The sequence below is a fragment of the Clostridium sp. UBA7791 genome, assembly GCF_002480755.1.
Lineage (GTDB): Bacteria > Bacillota > Clostridia > Clostridiales > Clostridiaceae > Clostridium_J > Clostridium_J sulfidigenes.
In genome coordinates this window covers 166415-185942 of record NZ_DLCT01000013.1, presented here as the reverse complement: position 1 = coordinate 185942, position 19528 = coordinate 166415, and the positions used below count along the sequence as shown (strand labels likewise).

At 31.2% G+C, this 19528-nt stretch carries 15 protein-coding genes; 8 read left to right on the top strand and 7 right to left on the bottom strand.

From position 1 onward, the window contains the following. Positions 1–24: 24 nt before the first annotated feature. Positions 25–639: a 3'-5' exonuclease gene (locus B3Z56_RS16295; protein ID WP_346846549.1), complete on the bottom strand. Its 615-nt coding sequence runs from the start codon at positions 637–639 to the stop codon at positions 25–27. Between the two features lie 435 nt (positions 640–1074). Between B3Z56_RS16295 and B3Z56_RS16290 the strand changes: the two genes are divergently transcribed. Continuing rightward, positions 1075–2967: a glutamine synthetase gene (locus B3Z56_RS16290; RefSeq protein WP_346846550.1), complete on the top strand. Its 1893-nt coding sequence runs from the start codon at positions 1075–1077 to the stop codon at positions 2965–2967. A gap of 73 nt (positions 2968–3040) precedes the next feature. Here the strand turns inward: B3Z56_RS16290 and B3Z56_RS16285 are convergent, their stop codons facing one another. After that, positions 3041–4393: an NCS2 family permease gene (locus B3Z56_RS16285; protein ID WP_346846551.1), complete on the bottom strand. Its 1353-nt coding sequence runs from the start codon at positions 4391–4393 to the stop codon at positions 3041–3043. A gap of 77 nt (positions 4394–4470) precedes the next feature. After that, complete coding sequence (locus B3Z56_RS16280) at positions 4471–5286, bottom strand: hypothetical protein (RefSeq protein ID WP_346846552.1); 816 nt, start codon at positions 5284–5286, stop codon at positions 4471–4473. 188 nt (positions 5287–5474) lie between these two features. On the opposite strand from B3Z56_RS16280, the gene B3Z56_RS16275 reads away from it, so the two are divergent. Next, positions 5475–5912: a LysO family transporter gene (locus B3Z56_RS16275; protein ID WP_346846553.1), complete on the top strand. Its 438-nt coding sequence runs from the start codon at positions 5475–5477 to the stop codon at positions 5910–5912. 1 nt (position 5913) lies between these two features. Further along, positions 5914–6513: a lysine exporter LysO family protein gene (locus tag B3Z56_RS16270; protein WP_346879202.1), complete on the top strand. Its 600-nt coding sequence runs from the start codon at positions 5914–5916 to the stop codon at positions 6511–6513. 145 nt (positions 6514–6658) lie between these two features. Here the strand turns inward: B3Z56_RS16270 and B3Z56_RS16265 are convergent, their stop codons facing one another. The 3 genes from B3Z56_RS16265 to nuoE are packed head-to-tail and all read right to left on the bottom strand — an operon-like array spanning position 6659 to position 10805. Continuing rightward, positions 6659–8392: an NADH-dependent [FeFe] hydrogenase, group A6 gene (locus B3Z56_RS16265; protein WP_346879201.1), complete on the bottom strand. Its 1734-nt coding sequence runs from the start codon at positions 8390–8392 to the stop codon at positions 6659–6661. Between the two features lie 22 nt (positions 8393–8414). Further along, positions 8415–10310 carry an NADH-quinone oxidoreductase subunit NuoF gene (locus tag B3Z56_RS16260; RefSeq protein ID WP_346846555.1) on the bottom strand — a complete coding sequence of 632 codons (1896 nt, stop codon included), beginning with the start codon at positions 10308–10310 and terminating at the stop codon, positions 8415–8417. A gap of 18 nt (positions 10311–10328) precedes the next feature. Then, a complete protein-coding gene (nuoE, locus tag B3Z56_RS16255; protein ID WP_035133630.1) occupies positions 10329–10805 on the bottom strand; it encodes an NADH-quinone oxidoreductase subunit NuoE in 477 nt (158 codons plus the stop codon). Between the two features lie 411 nt (positions 10806–11216). On the opposite strand from nuoE, the gene B3Z56_RS16250 reads away from it, so the two are divergent. From B3Z56_RS16250 to xdhC, 4 genes are all read left to right on the top strand, one after another. Further along, positions 11217–12533, top strand: a complete 1317-nt coding sequence (locus B3Z56_RS16250) for an amidohydrolase family protein (protein ID WP_346879200.1) — start codon at positions 11217–11219, stop codon at positions 12531–12533. Positions 12534–12636: 103 nt separating this feature from the next. Continuing rightward, positions 12637–14928, top strand: a complete 2292-nt coding sequence (gene xdhA, locus B3Z56_RS16245) for a xanthine dehydrogenase molybdenum-binding subunit XdhA (RefSeq protein ID WP_346879199.1) — start codon at positions 12637–12639, stop codon at positions 14926–14928. A gap of 104 nt (positions 14929–15032) precedes the next feature. Next, positions 15033–15890, top strand: coding sequence for a xanthine dehydrogenase subunit XdhB (xdhB, locus tag B3Z56_RS16240; RefSeq protein WP_346876955.1), 858 nt, complete (start codon positions 15033–15035; stop codon positions 15888–15890). A 14-nt stretch (positions 15891–15904) separates the two neighbouring features. Beyond that, positions 15905–16378 carry a xanthine dehydrogenase subunit XdhC gene (gene xdhC, locus B3Z56_RS16235; RefSeq protein WP_346879198.1) on the top strand — a complete coding sequence of 158 codons (474 nt, stop codon included), beginning with the start codon at positions 15905–15907 and terminating at the stop codon, positions 16376–16378. A 121-nt stretch (positions 16379–16499) separates the two neighbouring features. On the opposite strand, the gene B3Z56_RS16230 is transcribed toward xdhC, so the two are convergent. After that, a complete protein-coding gene (locus B3Z56_RS16230) occupies positions 16500–17873 on the bottom strand; it encodes a nucleobase:cation symporter-2 family protein (protein ID WP_346846560.1) in 1374 nt (457 codons plus the stop codon). A 415-nt stretch (positions 17874–18288) separates the two neighbouring features. Between B3Z56_RS16230 and ygeW the strand changes: the two genes are divergently transcribed. After that, positions 18289–19485: a knotted carbamoyltransferase YgeW gene (gene ygeW, locus B3Z56_RS16225; protein ID WP_346846561.1), complete on the top strand. Its 1197-nt coding sequence runs from the start codon at positions 18289–18291 to the stop codon at positions 19483–19485. Positions 19486–19528 lie beyond the last annotated feature (43 nt).

Sequence of the window (19528 nt, the reverse complement as noted above, 5' to 3'; positions counted from 1 at the left end):
AAATAAAAGTTTTACTTCACAGTATTACTTAAATTGTAACATATTAGTAAAAAATTTTGGAGGAATTAATCCAGTTTTTATTCCTTGAATTACTAACATATAAGTACAAGTTGTATCAAATCTTGCATCATGATAGCCAGATGTCTTACCAAATAGAGAAGTACATTTATTTTGAAGAAAATCTTCCTTAAGGTTTAAAAAGTTTATCACTTCTCCAAGAGAAGGATTTTTTAATAAGCCTCTAGAATTAGTAGCTTTACATATTTCTTTATAATATGACATAGTACAAAATGAACCTTTAGGATTAAAAGGAATATCTAAAAATTCTAGTTCGCTTTTTAAAAATTTAATATCAAATTGAACATTGTGTCCAATAATTATATCACTATTGATAAAATCATCTATAAATTCCTCATAAGTATCTTCGAAATATTTTCCATTACTCAGTTCGTAGAGCTTTTCTAAAGAAAAGCCATGTATAGCTTCAGCACTTTCATTCATTTCTTCTACAGTGAAGAAATAATTTTTACCTACTGTTGTTTGAGGTTTTGTGCTAGTATCAACAGTAATATATGATAATTGACATATATTACCGGGTTTTATACTAGTAGTTTCAGTATCGAAAAATAATAATTTCATAAATGTATTCTCCTTAATTTCTAATATAAACTATATATTTACTAAATTTAGTCAACTTTAGCCAATAAATTAATAGTATAATTCTATTAAAGTTATGTCAATATACTGAATAATTTTAGAGTTCTATAATTTGTATAAATTGTATAATTAATAGAAAGAATAATTTGAATGAAAAGAAATATTATAAACATTAAAATATTTAGGTAAATTTTATATTGGGTTAATTATATATTTTACGTAAAGTGAAAAGGTTTAACTTACAATGTAAAGGATTATATATTAACAAAAAGTAAAAAATTAATATATTTTTAATAAAAGGTCGAAAAAAAACTATATATATTAACTTATTGTTAACAAAATTAATTATATTCAATGTTTTTATATTATGCTATAATGCAAATATTGAACACAATTATAAAAGGGGGCTTATATTATATGAGTTTATTATTTGTAATACCTACTAATAAACAAAATAAAGAGGAGTTACTAAAAATACTTCAGCAGCATAAGGAAATAAGATTTGTTTCTCTAGTTGGTATTGACTTTTTAGGTAATGATACAGACGAAAAAATTCCTGTTAAAAATTTCATAGAAGATATTGAGACATTTTTACATGGTACAGCTGTCCAGACTGATGGATCATCTGTAATATTACCGGGAATAGCTACCCTTAATAATGCAAAGGTAGATATGAAGGTTGATTTAACTTGTAATTGGTATGTAGATTATAATTATGATTATATAGATGAAGAAACAAATAAACCAGTAGGAACTATTAGAATGCCATGTCACTTATACCATGAAGATGTTGCCGTAGATTCTAGGTACATACTAAAAAATTCTGTAGATCACTTTAGAGCTTCTATGATGAAGTTATTTGAAGAAAATCCACAATTTTTAACTAACTTTGACATAAACTATGATGAAATAGAGGACGTAAGTATTACAGCAGCTACAGAATTAGAGTTTTGGGTAAATACTCCAAATGAATTAGCTGAAATAGAAGAATTATCCACTTCCCAAGTATTAAAGGAGCAGTACTGGAAGAGAACTAAGGGTCCTGTAAGAACAGCACTGGAAAAATCTTTAGATTTATTAGCTAAATATGGACTAGAACCAGAAATGGGTCATAAAGAAGTAGGGGGAGTTAAAGCTAAACTATCTGAGTCTGGAGTTCTAACTCACATAATGGAACAATTAGAAGTGGATTGGAAGTTTTCTACAGCCCTTCAAACTTGTGATAATGAACTTTTGGTAAGAGGTCTAATAAAAGAAACTTTTAGAAAAAATGGTCTTGAAGTTACATTCCAAGCTAAACCAATTGAAGAGGTAGCAGGAAATGGAGAACATTTACATGTAGGCGTTACTTTAAAGCTTAAAAATGGTAAGAAGATGAATTTATTCCACAGTTATGCTGAAAAAGACTTTTTAAGTGAAGTAGGATATGGAGCAATAATGGGAGTATTAAAGAATTATGAAGTAATAAACCCCTTTGTTTCTTCAAATTATGATGCATTACAAAGATTAAAACCAGGCTTTGAAGCACCAGTATGTATAGTAACTTCCTTAGGATTTACTAAAGATGTGCCTTCAAGAAATAGAACTATTCTTGTTGGACTAGTGAGAGATGCAATTAATCCAATGGCTACTAGGTTTGAGTTGAGATCACCAAATCCTAATACAAATATTTATTTAGTATTATCTTCAGTTATAATATCTATGGTAGATGGAATAAGCTATGTAGTTACAAATAATAAAAGTAGAGAAGAACTTTTAGCAGAACTTTCTAAAAAACCAGGTGAAAAAACTTCTTACCTAGAGGAAGGCAGATGTTATAGAAGTGAAGAAGATGTATTTGAATTCTATACAGAGGAAGAAAGAGAAGAGTATTTTGGTAAGGCTCCAAGTACTGTATATGAAAATTTATTAGCTTTTGATGATGAATCGAGAGTACATGTTTTAACTAAAGATGGAGTAATAACTAATAAAGTAATTAAAGGATATAAGGAAGCTGTACTTGAAAGATGGACTACTGAGTTAGAGCATAGAATTCTTCCAAACTATTCTAATGAAATTAGAAACATTAGAAGATCTAATGGCGATGATTTTATGGAGTATGATCTTGAAAAATGGAGTGAAATAAATAAGCTAAGAGAAAAACTTATGAAAGATAATTATGTAAGTAGAAGCTTATTTACTCAAATGAGAGAAGCAATTAATGATAAAAATTATAAGGAATTATCTGAGTTACAATTAATTGTAGATGAAGATATGAGAATCCTAAGAAGATTATATATGAATTATAGAAGAAATCTTATGGATATATAGATATAAACAAAAGGTAATCACTGAAAAATTTTCGGTGATTACCTTTTTAAATTAATGATAACTAAAACATAAATTACATAAATATAAGTTTTAGTATAAATATGATGGATAGAATATACATTACTATTGAGATTGGTTTTTTAGTTTCTTTCTTACCAAATATGTTATTTAATAAGTTTATTAATGTATATGAAAGAATTCCAAGGGTAAGACCATCACCGATACTATAACATAATGGCATTGCGGCTATAGTAATGAATGCAGGGAAGCCTTGAGTAAAATCGGTAAAGTCTATTTTCATAACACTTTCTAGCATCATAAAACCAATCCAAATTAAGCAAGGAGCTGTAGCACAACCTGGTATAGCTATAAATATTGGAGATAGAAACATTGCCAATAAGAATAAAATACCTGTAGTAACAGCTGTTAACCCAGTTCTTCCACCTTCACTAACTCCAGCTGCGCTTTCTACATAAGTAGTAACGGTTGAAACTCCAACTAAAGAACCAAAGGTGGTTCCTATAGCATCTACAAGTAGAGCTTTCTTTGCCATCGGCACATTACCATCTTTATCTAGCATATTGGCCTTAGAACATACTCCAACTAATGTACCAACAGTATCAAAGAAGTCTACGAATAAGAAAGTAAGACAAATTGTTATAAAATTAAGAATAGCTGAGCTATTAGTGAATACAGAGAAGTCAAGCTTGAAGGCAATTGATTTAATAGATTCATATTTGAATAATCCATTTGGAAGATATATGCCAGCGGCGGTAGCTCCTTCAGGATTTATAACTGCATATATCCAACCAATTATAGAACAAATCAGAATGGACCAAAGCATAGCTCCTTTGATATTTTTAGAGTTCAAAATAGCTATAATAAGAATGCCAATAACTGCGATTATAGCACCAGGAGCTACCATAGAACCTAGAGATACAAGGGTAGCTTCATTAGACACTACAATACCTGCACCTGTTAAACCTATAAAAGCAATAAAAAGTCCAATACCAGCAGTAACAGCGTACTTCATTGTAAGTGGGATACAATTAACTACAGCTTCACGCACTCTAGTTACAGAAAGAATAATGAAAATTATACCTTCTACAAAAACAGCAGTAAGTGCCACTTGCCATGGAACACCCATGGCACCGCATACTGTAAATGCGAAGAAGGCGTTAAGTCCCATACCAGATGCCAGTGCAAAAGGTGCATTAGCATATAGTCCCATGAGTATAGTAGTAAGTCCCGCAGCTAGACATGTAGCAGTTACAAGTGCTCCAGCAGTACCATCACCCATAGCTGTACTAAGGAAATTAGGATTTACAGCAATAATGTAAGCCATTGTTAGAAAAGTGGTAATTCCAGCAACAATTTCACGCTTTACGTTAGTTCCGTTTTCAGTAAGTTTAAAATACTTGTCCATATAAATCCCCCTAATATTAATAGATATAATTATTAATATTAGCATAATCTATAAATATTACTAAAACAAGATATTTATTACATATAAATTATAAAAGGTACAATTTCCAACACTTTCTTATCAGAAGGAAATTCATTATTATAGTCTAAATGAGAAACAAAGTCTTTATAGTTGCTATGAGATGTAATAAAATCCCATAATAATTTAGATACTAAAGGGTTACTATCAATAATATTATGATTTGACTGGGGATAGTCATAACTTGCTATTTCACCAACAATTGTACAAGGTCTACCAATATAACACTCTATGTCCATAGATGCATGTTTACTACAAACAGAAGTAATGACTAAAGAATCAGAATCAAAAGGAAGGGAGACAGGATATTTTAATACTTTATCTTCTGTTAAAGATTTTATATTTCTTTTTATCCAATTAATCATAGAGGTATTATCTATATCAGAAGTTATTTGTTGAAACTCAAGTAATTCTAATGTATTTCTTAAAAGTTCTAAAGTACTATCTGATTTTTCTATAGTACACTGTAATTCTACAATATCTCCAGGAGAAATTGTATTCAGGTCACTATATATTTTTAAAGATTTGATTGCATTGTTTCGATTTAATAAAGTTTCTAGATTTATAAATATATTAATAGATGAATTCTCTATTTCATCTATTGATTTTCTTTGAGTACTTTTAGATAAAGTTACTGTAGCTGAACCTTGAATAATTTTTCCACAAGTTAGTTCGGACAATGGTAGAGTAGCTTGAATTGTAGTTTCTTCTCTTTTTCCACTTATTTCAATGTTTTCATATCGATTTATAGCAATTTTATACATATCTCTAATAGTATCACCGTTAATATAGTAGGGCATAAAGATGTTCTTCATATTATAACTCCTTATTTATCAATTTTTAATATATTCCTATATATATTCAAGATTAAATATATTTATCATTATTATTACAAATAATTTCATGTATAAAGGTATAAAGTTAAATATAATAAAAATAATCTAAATATAATGTAACTGTTTCCAAATCTATGATATAATAACGTGGTAGAGGAGGGGGACATATGGAAATTTTAATTGCATTAATACTCGGTGCCATTGTAGGGTACTTTCTAAAATTAGGTGAGAAGGGGAAAATTATAAATGGTAAATTACAACAACTTGGTGTAATATTCTTATTATTTTCTATGGGAGCTTCTATAGGAGCTGATAAGGGCATAATAAAAAATCTTCCGACCATAGGGTTAAAGTCTTTTTTATTTGCAGTAGCTACAATAGGTGTAAGTATAGTACTTGTGTACATTTTATCAGAAAAGTTTATGCCTAAAGAAAATCAATTACCCAAGGAAGAATCAATCTTAAATGCGGAAATAATAGAAAATGAAAAAGTGGTTACTGAATTTCATAGTGAAATTTTAAATGCAGAGATTGTAGAAGATGAAAATGTTGTAATTGAAGAGTGTAGTGAGCTTTTAAATGAGGCATGTGGGGAGGACAAGTAATATGACGTACATAATAATAGTATCTATATTAGTTGGAATGGGTTGTGGTTATTTTGTGTTTCCACCAGAAATAATGAGTAGTATTGATAATCTTGCATCCATTTCATTATTTGTTTTAATCTTTTTAGTTGGTATAGATGTAGGTGGCAACAAGACCATATTTAAAGATCTAAAAAAGGCAGGATTTAAGGTTTTGTTAGTACCATTTGGAGGAATTGTAGGTAGTTTACTAGGAGGACTTTTAGTAGGATTCCTATTTAATATGGCTCTTAATGAGAGCTTAGCTATAGGTTCAGGATTTGGATGGTATAGCTTATCAGGAGTAATGCTTAAAGAAATGGGTGGAGATACTTTAGGAGCTATAGCATTTTTAACAAATGTATTCCGTGAGATGATAACAGTTATTTTAATTCCAATATTAGCTAAAAAGCTGAATGGCTACACAGCCATAGCACCTGCAGGAGCTACTTCTATGGATACAACATTACCACTTATAGCTAAAGCAACAAATCCAGAGATAGCTGTAATAGCATTTATAAATGGAGTTATATTAAGTTCTTTAGTTCCAGTATTTGTAACATTCTTTTATAACTTAAGATAATATTACTTTATATGTTTTTAATTTTTATAATTGTAAATAAGGAACTATATAAAAATGATGGTATAAATAAGTTATTTATACCATCATTTTTATGTTTATATTTATATTAGTTAGGGACTAATAACTAATAACTAAATTAAGGTGTTTATCTATTTATATAGTGAGTATGAAGTAAATGGTGAGATTTTTCTCCATTAGGTTTTCCAAGGAATTCATCATAAAGCTTTATTATCTCAGGGTTTTCATGAGATTTTCTTATAACCTTATTAGCATCCTCACTATAAAGAGCATTCATTCTTTTTTCTATTAATGAATATTGCTCATTAGAATATGGTTGACCACCACCGTTTATACATCCTCCTGGACATGCCATAACTTCAATGAAGTGATATTTTTTAGATGTATCTTCTATATTATCTAACAAATTCTTTGCATTTGCAAGTCCATTTACAATAGCTATATTAATTTTGTTACCATCAATAATTAATGAAGCTTCTTTGATTCCTTCAAGGCCTCTAACAGATTTAAAATCAAGTTCTTCTAAAGTGCTATTTGTAATCCATTCATAAGCAGTACGTAAAGCAGCCTCCATAACGCCACCACTAGTTCCGAAAATAACTCCAGCACCAGTAGATTCACCCATAATAGTATCAAAATCAGAGGAAGGTAGAGAAGCAAATTCTAATCCAGAGCGTTTAATCATTTTAGCTAATTCTCTTGTAGTTATAACTACATCGATATCTGGATTATTATTTTCATTGACAAATTCTTCTCTATTAGCTTCGGATTTTTTGGCAACACATGGCATTACAGATACAACATAAAGTTTTTCCGATGGTATACCCAGTTTTTCAGCAAGGTATGTTTTTGCAATAGCGCCCCACATTTGTTGAGGAGATTTGCATGTTGATGGAAGATTTAATAGGTTTCCATAATGTTTTTCTATGAAATTAATCCATCCAGGACAACAACTAGTAATCATAGGAAGATTTTCACCACTCTTATACCTTCCTAGAAATTCTGTAGCTTCTTCCATAATAGTTAAATCTGCAGCAAAATCAGTATCATAAACCTTATCAAAACCAAGTTCTCTTAGTGCTTCAACCATCTTGCCAGTAACAGCACCTTCTTTAATACCAAATTCTTCTCCAAGTGCTGCACGAACAGCCGGAGCAGTTTGAACTACTACCAATTTATCTTTATTTCCTATAGCGTTTAATACATCTATAGTATTATCTTTTTCCATTAATGCCCCAGTAGGACAAACATTTATACATTGACCACATAAAGTACAAGCGCTATTATTTAGCTCTTCAAAGAATGCAGTGCTTATAGTGGTATTAAAACCTCTATTTATTGGTCCAATTGCACCAACCTTTTGAACTTGGCTACAAACAGCTTCGCATCTTCTACATAAAATACATTTAGAAGTATCTCTTACTATAGATGGATTTTTAAGTTCTTTTACAGCTACAGATTTTGAACCAGTATATTTTAAATTAGTTACTCCATAAGTACTAGCAAGCTCTTGGAGTTCACAATTTAAATTTTTTTGACAGGTTAAGCAATCCATAGAATGGTCTGATAATAAAAGTTCAATTATAGTTTTTCTTGCTGCTATTACTCTTGGAGTACTAGTATTAACAACCATACCTGGAGCAACAGCTGTACAACAAGATGGTGCTAAATTTTTTCTTCCTTCCACTTCAACTACACAAACTCTACAAGAACCAGGTTTATTAGTTGTCTTTTTATCATGAAGATTTAGGTAGCAAAGGGTAGGAATTTTTATATTAAGCTTACGTGCAGCATCAAGAATTGTGGTTCCTTGCTCCACTGATATTTCTTTATTATTTATTTTAAGTGTAACTAAACTCAATACTTTCACCTCTTTTAAATTATTAAACTAGATCTATTGCATCAACTGGACAGCTAGATTTACATGCACCACATTTAATACATTTGCTATGGTCAATTACATGCTTAGTTTTAACTTTCCCTTCGATACAGCCAACTGGACATTGTCTTGCACATTTAGTACAGCCAATACATCTATCAGTAATAACAAATTTCATAAGGTCCTTACAAACTCCTGCTGGACAAATCTTATCTACAACGTGACTTCTATATTCATCATAGAAATATTTCATTGTACTAAGAATAGGGTTAGGAGAAGTTTGTCCTAAAGCACAAAGTGAAGTATCTTTTATAGTGTTACTAAGCTCTTGAAGCTTATCCAGATCACTTAAATCACCTTCGCCCTTTGATATTCTTTCAAGAATTTCAAGTAATCGAGTGTTACCAATCCTACAAGGTGTACATTTACCACAAGACTCCTCTTTTGTAAATTCTAAATAGAATTTAGCTATATCAACCATACAGTTATCTTCATCCATTACTATCATTCCACCAGATCCCATCATAGAACCGATAGCACTTAAAGAATCAAAGTCAATAGGAGTATCTAAAAATTCTTTAGGAATACATCCACCAGAAGGTCCTCCTGTTTGAACAGCTTTGAATTCTTTATCAAATTTAATTCCTCCACCTACTTCAAAAAGAATTTCTCTTAAAGTTGTTCCCATAGGCACTTCTACAAGACCAACGTTATTAATTTTACCAGCAAGAGCAAAAACCTTAGTACCAGCGGAAGATTTAGTGCCGATTGAACTAAACCAATCTGCACCATTATTAATAATAGCTGGAATATTCGCTAAAGTTTCAACGTTATTAACGCAAGTTGGCTTGTTCCAAAGTCCAGATTCAGCAGGGAATGGTGGTTTATTTGTTGGTTCTCCACGGTTACCTTCTATTGAATGAATAAGAGCAGTTTCTTCACCACATACAAAGGCACCAGCTCCGTATTTAATTTCAATATCAAAATCAAAGCCTGAATTTAGTATATTTTCACCAAGGAGTCCATATTCTCTAGCTTGATTTATAGCAATTCTAAGTCTTTGAATTGCTAGTGGATACTCAGCTCTAATATATATATTACCTTTAGTAGCACCTATAGCATAACCAGCTATAGCCATAGCTTCAAGAACACTATTTGGATCTCCTTCTAAAATCGAACGATCCATGAATGCACCTGGATCACCTTCATCGGCATTACAAATAATATATTTTTGATCAGCATCATAGCCTTTTGCAAATTGCCACTTCTTTCCGGTAGGAAAGCCGCCGCCGCCTCTTCCTCTTAGTCCAGATTTCAATATAACATTTATTACGTCATCAGGAGTGCATTCTGTTAGACATTTTCCAAGAGCTAGATATCCCTTTTCGGCAATATATTCATCAATATTTTCAGGGTTTATTAATCCACAATTTCTTAGAGCTATTCTAACTTGCTTCTTATAGAAAGTCATTTCATCTTGAGTCTTAACTTTTTCTTTTATAGTTGGCTCTTCGTAAAGTAATCTTTGTACAACATTTCCATTAACAATATGTTCATTTATGATTTCTTCAGCATCCTCAGGAGTTACGTGAACATAAAACACATCATCTGGAGTAACTTTTACTATAGGACCTTTTTCACAGAAACCAAAACAACCAGTTATGGAAACGTATACTTCATCTTCCAAATCTAACTTACTAATTTCTTTTTCAAGGTTATCTTTAATTAAATCACTTTGTGCAGACTTACACCCAGTTCCTCCGCAAATAAGTATTTCTTTTTTATAGTTATTTTTTTCACAAACAAAGCCATCGATACCAGTTGCTTTTCTAATATCAAGGGATGATTTGTATTCCTGATAAATTTTGTTTAATTCTTCAAAGGAATTTATTTTATTCAACTTTGTTACCTCCTAATTCTACTCATATTCAGCTAATATACTTTTTACTTGGTCTGGAGTACAGTGACCGTAAACCTTATCATTTACAGTTAAAACAGGAGCTAGACCACAAGCACCAACACATCTTAAAGAACCTAGTGTAAATTTCATGTCTTCTGTAGTTTGTCCAGATTTAATACCTAGTTCTTTTTCAAATTCTTTAAGAACATCTCCAGCACCACGAACAAAACATGCAGTACCCATGCACACATTTATTACATTCTTACCACGAGGTTCAGTAGTGAAAAATGAGTAAAATGTTACAACACCATAAACTTTAGATATAGGTAAATTTAGTTTATCAGCGACGAAAGTTTGAACTTCCTTAGGTAGATATCCAAAGATATGCTGAGCTTTATGCAAAACCTCTATTAAAGCTCCATCTTTGACAGGTAAGGAATTAATAAAGTCTTCTAATTCCTTAAACATTTGATTTTTTTCTAAGTTACAACACACTTAAAAAATACCCCCTTACTAAATAAGTTTAACATTGAAAATATACAAAATATTTTCAATAATTCATCAAATCACTAACAGTATAATACTTTTTTAAAGATTTGTATAGTGGGATTTTAAAAAAATGTAATCTATTACAATAAATATTTATCCGATGACTACCAGCTCTAATACTCCATCTTCTTCGAGGCGGTAGCAAAGAGCTGCTACGTCCTTGGATAACGAGTTCTAAGCTTCCGTGGGAGGAATACTTCCTCTGAAGCTTAGAACTCTGTTTATCAAGAGCCATATTAGAGAATTTAATTTAATATTTCATATCAATAATTTCTATTAGTACAATAATATTTTATGGTAAATAAAAGAAAATAATGGTAAAATATTATTATAAAGCAAATATGTGGGGTTGATATTGTGAATTGTTATGATTTAGCCATAGTCAATGGGAATATATATGTGGAAGGGGAATTTATTAGAGGAAATTTGTACATTGATAATGGAATTATTAAAAACCTATCAAAGGATATTTTCTTATCAAAAGATATTTATGATGCAAAAGGAAATTATGTATTACCAGGATTTATAGATCCTCATGTACATTTTCAGCTTAGGGTGGGTAATGAGGTTTCTGCTGATGATTTTTACAATGGTTCTATAGTAGCTGCATATGGTGGAATTACTACATTTATAGATTTTTTAGATCCAGTAAAAAATATTGAAGAGTTAGAAAAAGCTTTTGTAGACAGAAAAAGAAAAGCAAAGGTTTCTGTTGTAGATTATGGATTTCATAGTACTATTGCAAATTTTCAGGATAATGAAGAACTATTTATTGAGGAGATTAAAAAGAGGGGAATTTGTAGCATAAAATTCTTTACTACTTATAGTTCCAGTAATAGAAAAACTGGATTAAGAACTATCAGTAATTTACTGAAAATTTCGAAAAGAATGAAGGTTATACTTATGTCTCATAGTGAAAATGAAGAGCTAATCAGAGAGGGAAAGTTTCCAGTAAGATCCCATGAAGAAAATAGACCCACATTATGTGAGACTACAGAAGTTTTAACTTTAGCTGAAATGACTAAGAATATGGATGGGTATATGTATATTGTGCACCTTAGTTCAGGAGAATCTTTAAGACGAATTACGGACTTATATAAAAGTTTAATAAATAAAAATTTATTTATAGAAAGCTGCCCTCAATATTTTTATTTATCTAAAGATAATTATTTATTAAAGGATGGTTTTCTATATACCTTAACACCACCTCTTAGGTCTTTAGAAGAAATTGATGAATTAAGAAAAAATATAGATCATGTTAGTGTAATAGGTACTGATCATTGTCCATTTAAATCTAATGAAAAAGCAAGAGCAACTTTAGGTTTAATTCCTATGGGAATAGGTGGAATAGAATATTCTTTTAATTTATTGTATACAATGTTTGGTGATAAAATAATTGATAAATTTACAAAGAATCCAGCAAAGATTCATGGTTTATATCCTAAAAAAGGAACGTTACTCCCAGGATCAGATGCTGATGTTGTAATATTTGACCCTTTAGATAGACATAAAATAAAATACTCTCATTCCAATTGTGACTACAATTTATATGAAGGACTAGATGTAAAAGGTAAAGTAATTACGACTATTTCAAGGGGAAGATTTATTATAAAGGATGGAAAATTGGTAGGTAATGAAAAAGGAAATTACGTAGGTAGAGAGTTAAAGTTATAGAAAACACTAAAAAGCTTGTATAGTTATATATTTTTGTGACTAATTAATCAGTAAGAATAAAGGGAGGTGCTTTAGTAGGATTATAATCTTGCTAAAGAGAATTATGAATTATAAGGTAATAGGTAGTAGTGTATCTAGATTAGATGGTGTGGCAAAGGTTACAGGGAAGGCTAAGTATGCTGATGACTATTTTGAAAGGGAAATGCTAATAGGAAAGGTGCTTAGAAGTCCTTATGCCCATGCAAAAATAAGAAGTATTGATGTTTCTAAAGCAAAAAATTTAGATGGTGTTGAAGCAGTAATTACTTATCAAGATTTACCAAAAATAAAATTTGCAACGGCTGGACATCCTTGGACCTTTGATGAAGCACATAGAGATGTAGAAGATAGATTAATCATTACTGATAAAGTTCGCTTTTGTGGAGAACCAGTGGCGGCAGTTGTGGCCATAGATGAAATAATAGCTCTAAAAGCTATAAAACTTATAGATGTAGAATATGAAGTGTTGCCATTTGTAATGGATCAGGAAGAAGCTATAAAAGAAGGTGCCCCAATAATACATGAAGAAAGACAAAATAATATTATTAGCTCTTTTGGCAATGAAGTAGGAGACGTAGAAATAGAGTTAAAAGAAGCTGACAAAGTATTTACATGTAAATTTAATACTAGTACTGTACAACATTGTCATCTGGAAAATCATAGTGCGTATGCTTATATGGAGTCAGATGGAAGAATTGTAATAGTAACTTCTACTCAAATACCACATATTGTAAGAAGGATAGTAGGACAGGCACTAGGGATGCCATGGGGAAGAATAAGGGTTATAAAGCCATATATAGGTGGTGGATTTGGAAATAAGCAAGATGTTGTTATAGAGCCATTAACTGCAGCAATGACACTTGCGGTTAATGGAAGACCAGTTAGATATGCATTAACTAGAGAAGAATGTTTTATAGACACAAGGGTTCGTCATGCTATGCGATTTACATTTAAAACTGGAGTTACTAAGGAAGGTAAGTTACTAGCAATAGATATAAAGAACTTAGTAAATAATGGAGCATATGCATCTCATGGACATTCAGTGACCATGAGCTGTGGGAGTAAATTTAGACCATTATATAATTTTAATGCTATAAAATATGAGCCTAAAACTGTATATACTAATATGCCGGTAGCAGGAGCTATGAGAGGATATGGAGTTCCACAAATTTCATTTGCTCTAGAAAGTCATTTAGATGATATTGCTAGAGAACTAAATATAGATCCTGTGGAATTCAGATTGAAAAATTTGGTGAAGCAAAATCATGTAGATCCATCCTCCAAAAATGTGGTGCGCTCCATGGGACTATCACAGTGTCTTGAAAAGGGAATGGAATTAATAAATTGGAATGAAAAGAAAAAGCTATATAAAAATCAAATAGGTAGTTTAAGACATGGAGTGGGAATGGCTTGTTTTAGTTATTTTGCAGGTACCTATCCCGTAGCTCTAGAAGCAGCAGGTGCAAGGATTGTGATGAATCAAGATGGTTCAGTACAGTTGCAAATCGGGGCTACAGAAATTGGTCAAGGTAGTGATACTATATTTGCACAAATGACTTCAGAGGTTTTAGGCATTCCAATTGATATGGTTCATGTAATTTCAAATCAAGATACTGATATTACTCCATTTGATACAGGTGCTTATGCATCAAGACAAACTTTTGTTACAGGTGCTGCAGTTAAAAAAGCTGCTATGGAGGTAAAGAGTAAAGTTCTTCAGTTTGCTAGCAGAAAAAATGGCCTCAATCCAGAGGTAATGGATATAGTTGATTGTAATGTAGTTGAAAAAACAACGGGTATAGTTGTCTGTTCTCTTGAGCATATAGCGTTAGAATCATTTTATGATAGGATTTACAGTTCTCCTATAACTAGTGACACTTCTGTTAATATAAGGACTAATGTAGTTGCTTATGGAGCAACCTTTGCAGAGGTTGAAGTAGACATAAAAACTGGTCAAATAACCGTAGTAGAAATATATAATATTCATGATTCTGGAACTATAATTAATCCAATGCTAGCAGAAGGGCAAGTTCACGGTGGTGTAAGTATGGCACTAGGATATGCTTTATCAGAGCAAATGATATTTGATGAGAAGACTGGAAGAGCTCTTAATAACAATCTTTTAGACTATAAATTACAAACTATTTTAGACACGCCTAATATTGGTTCAGCATTTGTAGAAATTCCAGATGATGCAGGAAGTTTTGGACAAAAATCTCTAGGCGAAAATACAACACTTTCTCCAGCCCCAGCTATAAGAAATGCAGTTTTAGATGCAACTGGTGTTGCTTTTAATAGAATACCAATGAATCCAAAAAGAGTATTTGAAAAGTTTAAGGAAGAGGGCTTAATATAGGATTTACCTTAAATTTAAGAGTGCAGATTGTATAGTTAGTAGACTATATAAATATAGAAGGAGGTGAATTTTAGTAGAGTGTTAAATCTCTATTAAAGATAAAAATGTTTGATATTAAGAATATACAAGAGCCTAGAAGTGTAGAAGAGGCAGTAAAAATTCTTCATGAAAATAATAATCTAAAAATAATATCTGGTGGAACTGATGTTTTAATTAAATTGCATCATGGTGATATGGAAGAAGTAGAACTTTTAAGTCTAAAAAATTTAAAAGAATTAGACTTCATAAAGGTTCTAGAAAATGACACCATAGAAATTGGCTCCACTACTTGCTTTACTAATATATATAGAAATAAAATTATAAAAGATTTTATTCCTGCTTTAGGGCAAGGTGCTGTATCTATGGGAGGACCACAAATAAGAAATATGGCCACTATTGGAGGGAATGTATGTAATGGAGCTGTTTCAGCAGATAGTGCACCAAGTTTATTTGCATTTAATGCTAAATTAAGACTTAGAAGTTTTAAGGGGGAGAGAATAGTTCCAATAGAGGAATTCTACGAAGGTCCTGGAAAGGTTAATATAAGAAAAGATGAAATTCTAATAAGCATTTTTATTGAAAAAAAAGACTATGAGGGAGTAAGAGGAACATATATTAAGTATAGTAATCGAAAGGCAATGGATATTTCTATGCTAGGTGTATGCGTTGTAGCTAGTAAGAAGGAAAATAAATTTAAAGATTTAAGAATAGCGTTAGGGGTAGCTGCGCCTACTCCTATAAGATGTAAGGATGCAGAGAAGTATGCCCTTGGTTTAGAATATTCAGAAAAAAATATTAATAATATTGCACAATATGCAGTAAAATCAGCAAGTGCTAGAGACTCATGGAGAGCATCAAAGGCTTATAGGGAGCATTTAATAAAAGAATTAACAGTACGAGGTATTTATGAAGTAACTAAATAAGGTGGGATTTTATTATGATTGATAAGAATTATAAAAAGATATCAGTAAAAGTAAATGGAAAAAATTATAATTTAGAAGTAGATGTACGAGAATCGTTGTTAGATGTATTGAGAAATAGACTTCAATTTACAGGGGTAAAGCAAGGATGTTCAGTTGGAGAATGTGGAGCTTGTACAGTACTAGTGGATGGAATACCTATAGATTCATGTATTTATATGGCTATTTGGGCTGATAAAAAAGAAATTTTAACTATAGAGGGGGTATCAGAAAATGGAAACTTATCAAAGGTGCAAAAGGCATTTATAGAAGAGGGTGCAATTCAATGTGGATTCTGTACTCCAGGATTAGTACTTACAACTACAGCATTGGTAAATAGTGGTAAGGATTATACTGATGAAGAAATAAAAAGAGAAATATCTGGACATTTATGTAGATGTACAGGATATCAAAAAATATTTAATGCTACAAAAAAATCCCTTAAGAAATAAATTGAATAGAAAAAATTCCAGTTGATATTTAGGCTGGAATTTTTTGTGGAAAAATAAGAGATATAAAGAGTCGTGATCAACTTTCTATATCTCTTATATAGATTTGGGGAATACAAAGTAGTTATTTGCTTAAAGATATACCAGATTTAGTTTTAATAACAGGTTTTTGAGACTTATCGCTAGGTAAGATTAAGTTTAATATTACAGCAAATATAGTTGCAGTTGTTACACCAGAACCAAAGATTATTTGTAAGGATTCTGGGAACATACTAAGAGCTTCAGGTCTAACAATGACACCTACACCTAAAGCAAAAGATATCCCAATTACAAAAATGTTCCTTCTAGTCATATCAACTTTGCCTAGAATTTTAATACCAGAACAAGCAATAGAACCGAACATAACTATACCAGCAGCTCCAAGAACTGGACTAGGCATAATTGATATTAAAGAAGCAAATTTTGGTATCAGACCCATTATAGATAATATTATTCCAGCTATAATTATAACAAACCTACTAGCAACTCCTGTAACATTTATAAGGCCAGTACATTGGCTAAAGGATGTATTTGCAGTAGAGTTAAAAAATCCAGCTAGAATTGATCCAAGACCATCACAAAGTACACCTCCAGAAAGTTGGTTGTCAGAAACCTCAATTTCACATGCCTCTCCAATAGCTAGAGTATCACCTACAGTTTCTACAGTAGTTGCTAGATAAACAGCTAAAAAACTAATAATCGCTGGTATAGAGAATTTAATTCCGAATTTAAGAGGTCTAGGAATAGAAATCCAGGATGCAGCAGATATTGGAGTAGTGTCTAATAAGTTGAGAGGTATAGCTAATAAATATCCACATAATATACCTATAAATATTGAGCAAGAACTTATAAAAGTATTTTTAGATTGATTGGTAATTATAATAATAATTAGGACAATAGCACCAAGCAATAAAAATTTAGGATCTCCATAGTTTGGGTTTCCAGAGCCTCCAGCTAACCAATCAATTCCAACAGGAATGATAGTGATGCCTATCATAGTAACAACAGTACCAGTAACAAGTGGTGGAAAAATTTTTTTAACATGGTTAATAAAAAAGCTTAGAATTACTTCTAGTAAGGCACCTACCATTGTAGCTGTACATATGGTAGCAATACCTAAAGTCATATTGCCGTTATAAGTGCTACCGATGGCAATAGCCGGACTTACAAAAGCAAAGGAGGTACCCATGATAAATGGAAGCTTGCTTCCTATGGGTCCAATACCTTTAGCTTGAATAAGTGTTGTAAGACCAGAAGCAAATAGGGCACATGAAACCAGAAATGATGTATCAGATATTTTTAATCCTAGTGCACCAGCTACTACTAGTGGAACTGCTACTATACCACTGAAACATGCAAAAATTGCTTGAAATGCAAGAATTAAAGTTTGTTTCATAGGTGGTTTGTCATCTAGTTTAATTCTAAGAAGCGATTTCTTTGGAGCGTTAGTTGTTTGCAATTTAATTCCCCCTCTAAATTTATAATTATATCTTATGCATAATGCGTGAAGTGCTATAAATATTTTACTAACCAGTTAATATAAAAAATAAAGAAAAAATATATACTTAACTATAGTTTATGAATAAGTATAATAAGGATATGAATAAATATTAAGATAATAAAATAATTTAAGCTTGAAATGAATAAATTTAAATTATTTAAATTTTACCAATCAAGAGGATGAAATGCAATAAATTTACATAAAATAAATAGAATAGAATAGTTTGAATTATCTGATTTGAATATTGACATTAAATGTAATGAGAGTTATAATTTGATTAATTAGTCAGTAAATGGAAGTTATGACGAATTTCAAAAATATAAGTATAAATTTATTTTGGAATAGGAGATTAATAAATTGAGGAGTGGATTTTGTGGAGAATATTAAAACTCTTATGGAGAGACTTAAAAAACTAGATTTCAGGGAGATGTACAATAATGATTTTTTCTTAACATGGGAAAAAAGTAACGAAGAATTAGAATCAGTATTTGTTGTTGCTGATATTCTTCGTACAATGAGAGAAAATAATATATCGACGAAAATATTTGATAGTGGATTAGGTATTTCGGTATTTAGAGACAATTCTACTAGAACTAGATTTAGTTTTGCTAGTGCGTGTAACTTATTAGGGCTAGAGGTACAAGATCTCGATGAAGGAAAATCTCAAATAGCTCATGGAGAAACTGTCCGTGAAACTGCAAATATGATTTCTTTTATGGCAGACATAATTGGAATTAGAGATGATATGTTTATAGGAAAGGGTAATGCTTATATGAAAGAAGTTTCTAATGCTGTTCAGGAAGGTTATGCTGATGAAGTATTAGAACAACGTCCAACTCTGATTAATTTACAATGTGATATAGACCATCCAACTCAATGTATGGCGGATTTATTACACTTGATTCACTATTTTGGTGGAGTGGAAAATTTAAAAGGTAAAAAATTAGCTATGACTTGGGCTTATTCACCTTCTTATGGAAAACCACTCTCGGTTCCGCAAGGAGTTATTGGACTTATGACAAGAATGGGAATGGAAGTTGTATTAGCACATCCAGAAGGATATGATGTACTTCCTGAAGTAGAGGAAGTTGCTAAGGCAAATGTAGAGAAAAATGGTGGAAGCTTTACAAAGACTAATTCTATGAAAGAAGCCTTCGAAAACGCAGATATAGTTTATCCAAAGAGCTGGGCACCATTTGAAGCTATGGAAAAACGTACAGAACTATATTCAAAGAGGGATATAGCAGGTATTGATGAACTTGAAAAAGAATTGTTGAAAGAAAATGCTAGATATAAGGATTGGGAATGCAATGAAAAAATGATGGAGCTTACTAAGGATGGTAAAGCATTATATCTTCATTGTTTACCAGCGGATATAACAGGTGTAAGTTGTGAAATTGGAGAAGTAGGAGAATCTGTATTTAATCGTTACCGTGAATTACTATATCGTGAAGCTGGATATAAACCATATATTATTGCTGCCATGATGTTCTTAAGTAAAGTTAAGGATCCTATATCTGTTTTTGAGAAATTGCTGGAAGAAGATAAGCCGAGATTTATAGAAAAATAAAGAGTAAATAGATTAATTAAATTATGTATTTACTTAAGGGTAT